The sequence below is a fragment of the Microbispora sp. NPDC046933 genome (assembly GCF_040644635.1).
Taxonomy (GTDB): Bacteria; Actinomycetota; Actinomycetes; order Streptosporangiales; family Streptosporangiaceae; genus Microbispora.
This window is the reverse complement of sequence record NZ_JBEYWW010000083.1, coordinates 1-4,252: the sequence shown is the minus strand read 5'-3', so window position 1 is coordinate 4,252 and position 4,252 is coordinate 1. Positions and strand designations below refer to the sequence as shown.

Annotated in this window: 4 protein-coding genes and 1 pseudogene; all 5 read right to left on the bottom strand. The window is 68.3% G+C overall.

Going from position 1 to position 4,252, the window contains the following annotated elements:
* On the bottom strand, positions 1-1,241 hold a 1,241-nt coding region (locus ABZ857_RS43830), incomplete at its 3' end, for a nitrate- and nitrite sensing domain-containing protein (RefSeq protein WP_357056818.1).
* 359 nt (positions 1,242-1,600) lie between these two features.
* Positions 1,601-2,185 (bottom strand): ATP/GTP-binding protein, encoded by a 585-nt coding sequence (locus ABZ857_RS43825; protein ID WP_357056815.1) that lies wholly within the window; start codon positions 2,183-2,185, stop codon positions 1,601-1,603.
* Positions 2,166-2,564 carry a DUF742 domain-containing protein gene (locus ABZ857_RS43820; protein WP_357056822.1) on the bottom strand — a complete coding sequence of 133 codons (399 nt, stop codon included), beginning with the start codon at positions 2,562-2,564 and terminating at the stop codon, positions 2,166-2,168. Before ABZ857_RS43820 ends, ABZ857_RS43825 begins: the two co-directional genes overlap by 20 nt.
* A 138-nt stretch (positions 2,565-2,702) precedes the next feature.
* On the bottom strand, positions 2,703-3,116 hold the full coding sequence (locus ABZ857_RS43815) for a roadblock/LC7 domain-containing protein (RefSeq protein WP_205825907.1): 414 nt from the start codon (positions 3,114-3,116) through the stop codon (positions 2,703-2,705).
* A gap of 8 nt (positions 3,117-3,124) precedes the next feature.
* Positions 3,125-4,252 (bottom strand): annotated as a pseudogene (locus tag ABZ857_RS43810) (hypothetical protein); the annotation flags it as partial.

Genomic DNA, 4,252 nt, shown 5'->3' with positions numbered 1-4,252 from the left:
TTGACATTGCTCCGCAGCCGCGCCTCATCACCCGCCAGCCGCACAGCCTCACGATGCACCTCATCAAACGCCCGCGCGACCTCACCGATCTCGTCGCGGCCGATCACCTGGATCGGGGCGATGGGCGGGACCTCGGCGGCGTCGCCGGCCTCCCGCAGCTTCTGGACCGTGTCGGGGAGGCGGCTGCCGGCGATCTCCAGCGCCTCGCTGCGCAGCCGCCGCAGCGGGCGTACGAGCGAACGGGCGACGCCGGTGGTGACGAGCAGCACCGCGATCAGCAGGAGGGCGACGGCGACCGCCACGATGACGGCCCGCCACCGCTCGTCGTCCTCGAGCGACTGGCTACGCGCCACAATGGAGGAGGTCAGCCTTGCCTCGACGGTGCGCATCCGGTTGATGGGCTGCGACATCGCGTCGTACCAGAGGCGGGTGTCGTCGCGTATCGACAGGTCGAAGCCCTTGAGCGGGAAGCCCGCGTTGGCGCGGTCGAGCACCAGCGTGCGGATGAACTCCGCCTCGTCGACCTTGCCGCCGGTGACCGTGTTGTCGTAGTCGGCGCGCTGCTCGGCGGTGGCGCTCTTGCGGAAGGCGCGCAGCTCGCTCTCCTCGGCGGACACGGCGCCGAGGAACTTCTGCAGCTGGGCCTGCTCGAAGCGGGTGACGGGCAGCACCGTGGTCAGCAGGCCGCGCTGCACCGAGGCGTTCTCCTTGGCGCGTGCGAGCGCGGCCAGCGTGACGGACGAGGCGGCGAGCCGGTCGTCCTGCGTGCTCTTGGCCAGCTCGTCCTGCAGGGTCAGCAGGGTGTCGATGACGAGCGTGTACTGGTCCAGCACGGCCATCGGGAGCAGGTTCCCCTCCAACGCCTGCCTGCGCAGGGACTCCAGGCCGTCGAGCTTGCCGAGGATGTGCTCGATCTCGGCGGAGGCGCGGCCGCTCACCTTCGACCTGACCTCGTTCGTCAGGTCGCGCACCGCGGTGGCCGCCTTGTTCGTGAGGATGATCTGCGCCTTGACGGCGGCGGTCGCCGTCTCCGGGCGGCCGATCGTCGCGTTCCAGGCGGCTCCGTCGCGTTCCGACTGCAGTTCGTGGGTGAGACCCGCGATCTTGTTCACGAGCCGTGCCAGGTCGCTGATCTGCTGGTATTCGGACGCCGTGTCGACCGAGGCGACGACTCGCAGGCCGCCGAACAGCAGCGCCGCCAGGGTCGGGATGAGGATCAGCGCCACAAGCCTGAAGCTCACGCGCCAGTTGCGCAGGAGGAATCGGCTTCCTTCTTCAGGCCTCCGCTCGGGAACCCCGGTCCCGGGGCTCTCGTCGCGCCTGGGGTCTTGTGTCCTCACGGGCCTGGCAACCTCCACCGTACGTGCGCCCAGGGGGAGCGCCTCGTCACCCATGTGGTTGCAGTGACATCGGAGACGTCCTGCCGGCAAGGCTAATTGCAGCACGCCGACCACGTGGAGGCCAAGCAAAAAGATTCTGCGCGAATGGCAGAAGAAAACCCTTGAATAGGGATTATTTAGTCAAGAACGGTGCCCGTCTTATTACCGAACTCTGTCCTCACAGTAAGCCGATGGAATACGTTCCCTGCCGGCCGAGAGGCTCAGGACGTCCTCCCGTAGGCGGCGCGGACGGTCAGGACGTACTCCACCAGGCTGATGAGCGTGTTCTTCACCGCATCGCGAGACCGGGCGTCCGTGCGGACGATGGGCACGTTCGACGACAGGGAGAGGGCTTCGCGAATTTCGTCCTCCCCGTGGATGAATTGCCCCTCCCACCCGTTCAGGGCGACCACGAACGGCAGCCGGGCCTCCTCAAAATAGTCAATTGCGGGAAAACAGTCCGCCAGCCGCCTGCTGTCCACAAGCACGACCGCACCGATCGCCCCCCGCACCAGGTCATCCCACATGAACCAGAACCGATGCTGACCCGGCGTGCCGAACAGGTACAGAATCAGATCCCGGTCCAGCGACACCCGCCCGAAGTCCATCGCCACCGTCGTGGTCGTCTTGTGCGGCACCAGCCCCACATCGTCCACCCCCGCCGAGGCGTCGGTCATCACCGCCTCGGTCGTCAACGGCACGATCTCCGACACCGCCCCCACGAAGGTCGTCTTCCCCACACCGAAGCCCCCCGCAATGACGATCTTCGTCGAGGTCAGCCCCCGGCTAGAGTCTGCGAAGTCCACTGAGCACCCTTTCCAGCAAGTTCAGATCCGGCTTACCGGCCTCCAACTGCGGCTGATGCACATGCACCAGCCCCTCCGCCGCCATGTCCGCGATCACCACGCGAACCACACCCAGCGGAATCCGCAGCAACGCCGACACCTCCGCCACCGACCGCACCTGACGGCACAACGTGCTGATCGCCTGCCGCTCCGGAGTCAGCAGCGAGACATCCTTGTGCGCAGATGTCGCTGAGGAGACGAGAGCCTCCATCGCCAACTGCAGGCGCGGCGCCGTACGTCCCCCCGTCACTGCGTACGGCCGCACCAGTGAACTCTGCTCGCCCGCCCGTGAAGACGGGGCGGCGTTCGCGTCGCCGTAGCGCCGGTGGGCGTCGTCCACCGGCGGATAGGCCTCGTTGTTCCAGCCGCCGCTTGCCACAACGTCCTCCTGACCTGCTAGCCGCTCACTCCGGACCTCGGCGACGCCGTGGCCGCCTTGCCCTCAAATTTTCTCGCTCGTCCTGTTTCTCACCGCTCATCACCGCGGGTGGGAGGCCTGGAGCTCGGCGCGGACCGCGGGCGTCAGCACCTGACCCGCCCGCTCCACCAGCAACGTCATCTGATAAGCCACCAGACCCAGATCGGAATCCGCCGCCGCCAGCACCGCCAGACAGGACCCGTCACTGATCGACATGATCAGCAACAACCCCCGCTGCATCTCCACCACCGTCTGCGTCACCGGGCCACCCTCGAACACCCGCGAGGCACCCTGCGTCAGACTGATCAACCCCGCCGCCACCGCCGCCAGCTGATCCGCCCGATCCTTCGGAAACCCGTCCGAGAACGCCAAAGGCAACCCGTCCGCCGACACCACCACCGTGTGCGCCACACCCGGCACGTTGTTCACGAAATCCGTGATCAACCAGTTGATACCGCGCGCGGCCTGGCTCATTTCCCTCATCAGTCCTCCTTCTCACTGTCCTGGGCATCAGGCCTACCCAGCGCCGCCGCCCCGGGATACCCCTGGTCCTCCCCGGCCTCCCCACGGGCGACCGCCCGGCCCTGCCGGATGCCCTGCTGGAAACTGGAGAGCCTGCTCCGCACCCGCTCCGGCGAAAGCACCGGCGGAGGCGACGGCGGAGAAGCCGCCGCCGCAGCGGCAGGCTCCGCGGAAGGAGCGGCACCCGTAGCCGAACCAGGCACCAGATTCGCCTTCGGCACCCGCTTGGGCAGACCCGACGACGTCACCCCACCCAAAGCCGGCTCACTGGCCGCCCTCGCCGCCTGCCAACCGGCATCCGCCGGAGACGACCAACTCCTGCTCTCCAGACCGGTCTCGCCACCGGGCTCGCCGTCGGAGTCGCTCTTGTCCGCCGGGATGTCGGCCTTCTTGAACCAGTCCGACTCGACCGCGGCGAAGATCGGCAGGAACTCCTCCTCCGACTCCAACGGCGAACTCCGCACCACCGGCAACGGACCCGTGTTGTCATCACCCTCGAAGCCGCCGCGGCCGGTCCGGCCAGGCCAGCCCGCACCCGTGTCCTGCGGCGTACCAGGCCAGGAACCACCCCCCGGAGGCGGCAGATGACCAGGCCAGGGCGTGTCCACAGGAGCCTCACCGACATGACCCCGGCTGAAGGGGTTGGTGTCGAACGGCCCAGACTCGAACGGCCCCGAGTCGAAGGTCGTGATCTCGAACGGGTCCCGCTCGGAGGACGTCTTCTCGACAGGCGCCTTGTCGAACGGCGTCTTGTCGAAGGCCGCCCGGTCGAACGGCCCGGACTCGAACGGGCTACGGGCGAACGGGTCGGGCTGCCCGCCCTGTCCTGCCGCGCCCTGGCCGAAGCCGCCCGTGTCGAAGGGGTTGCGGGCGAAGGGATCGGACTCGCCCTGCCGCCCGCTACCGCTCGCTTCGAAGGGATTGCGCGCGAACGGGTCCGCGCCGGCGCTCCGGCCCGGCGGCGGCTCGAAGGGGTTGCGGGCGAACGGGTCAGGGTCGAAACCGACGGTCTCCCGCGGGAAGGACTCGAACGGCCCACGCTCAAAGGGATCAGCACCAGGAGCACCCACCCCAGGCGCGTCCGCACC

Coding starts and splice junctions, on each gene's coding strand:
- ABZ857_RS43815 (WP_205825907.1), bottom strand. CDS start 3,116: ATGAGCCAGGCCGCGCGCGGTATCAACTGGTTGATCACGGATTTCGTG.